The following is a 1347-nucleotide window of genomic DNA, read 5'->3' as shown; positions in this document are numbered from 1 at the left end:
CACGAAGGCTTCTCCCGCTTAGCACCTGGCGCATCAGGGTGGCGATCGGCGTCAGCAAGGTGCTGACCTTCGATCAGGCGCGGCGCAGTTGCGTCAGTATTGCTAAACTGCCAGGTCTTGTCGGTGGGGGTGGTGAGCGATGAGCCTCGGACTATGGATGTTCAGCGAACAGCAGGGCGTTCAATTACCGTTGGACCGAGCGGCGAGGCACGTCTTCGAGCGGTTGATTCAGACACAACAAGTCTGCCCAAAACCGGCTGTCGGGCAAATGGCCTAATAATTCTTCGTAAGAGATTACGCGGGTCGGAGGCTTGGCTTTGCCGGGTTGGAGAACGTAGACGTAGTCGTATAGCTCCACGAGCAGCCGTGGGTCGACTCCGTTTTTCTCGGCAAGAGCCCGACGGTTAAACTCGATGGCGAGCTTCGGCTTTTGTTTCGAGAAGGTTTCCCATCCGCCTTGGATGGCGTTCACCTCGGAGCCCTCCACGTCCATCTTCACGAAGTCGACGCGGTTCTCACCGTGCGTCGAGAGCCAGCCGTCGAGCGTTTCGATTTGCACAGTCTCTTCGACGCGCTCCAGGTCGCGACCCCAAAATTTTTGCACCGCCTCCGGATTGTCCTGTTCATTGACGAAGGAGCACCCCGGCAATTCCAATAGATGGACGAATGTCTTGGTCTCTTGAATCGAACCTATTGCACAGCGCACCACTCGCGCGTTTTCAAGGGCGTTTGCCGAGACGTTCTTCGCCAGACAATCTACGGTGATGTTCGAAGGCTCGAACGCAACGACATGTTCCGCGAGTTGGCACAGAAATATCGTGTAAATCCCGATATTCGCACCGACATCGAGACATACATCCGTCGGCTGGATAATGTCGGCCAGCACGTTCATCACGTGTGGCTCCCATATCCCTGCCTTCTCGACTGAACTCAACACGCTCCGATCGCCCGCGAGCCCGACCAGCTTGAACTCCTGGCTCGAGCCGGGAATCTTAAGCGCTATCCACTGATACTTGATTATTTGCTTAGACACGATGCAGGTGACACTAATGATTTAACGTAATCCCGGCTATTCTCGCACGGGATTTATAAATTTGAAAAGCTTCCCGCAACGACAGCGTCTGAGAGGCTCACCGAAGCCTTTCGCCGCTCGTTTCCCCTCACGGTCAAGCCGAGCCTCAAGGTCTCGCGCCACAGCTCATTGGCATCGGCGCGGCGCTCGGCCCGGCGTCCCTCCCCGATCTGCAGATGCGCATAGACGAGCGCGGCGAGCGCGGCGAGCGCCATCACCACACTGCTCAGCGTTCCGATCTCTTGCCACAGCGATTGCACGAAGGCTTCTCCCGC

2 protein-coding genes are annotated in these 1347 nt (G+C 57.1%); both read right to left on the bottom strand.

Annotation, left to right across the window (positions count from 1 at the left end):
• Positions 1–184: 184 nt before the first annotated feature.
• The gene (locus tag AUC71_RS06755) at positions 185–892 is read right to left on the bottom strand and encodes an FkbM family methyltransferase (RefSeq protein WP_141701512.1); all 708 of its coding nucleotides are present in this window, start codon (positions 890–892) and stop codon (positions 185–187) included.
• 194 nt (positions 893–1086) lie between these two features.
• On the bottom strand, positions 1087–1347 hold a 261-nt coding region (locus AUC71_RS06750; protein ID WP_204376658.1), incomplete at its 5' end, for a hypothetical protein.

This window comes from Methyloceanibacter marginalis (assembly GCF_001723295.1).
Taxonomy (GTDB): Bacteria; Pseudomonadota; Alphaproteobacteria; order Rhizobiales; family Methyloligellaceae; genus Methyloceanibacter; species Methyloceanibacter marginalis.
The sequence above is the reverse complement of the archived record's forward strand: the minus strand, read 5'-3'. Positions and strand labels throughout refer to the sequence as shown.

What these genes read in the sequence shown, in the direction of transcription:
- AUC71_RS06755 (WP_141701512.1), bottom strand. Translation starts at nt 892, where the DNA reads ATGAACGTGCTGGCCGACATTATCCAGCCGACGGATGTATGTCTCGAT.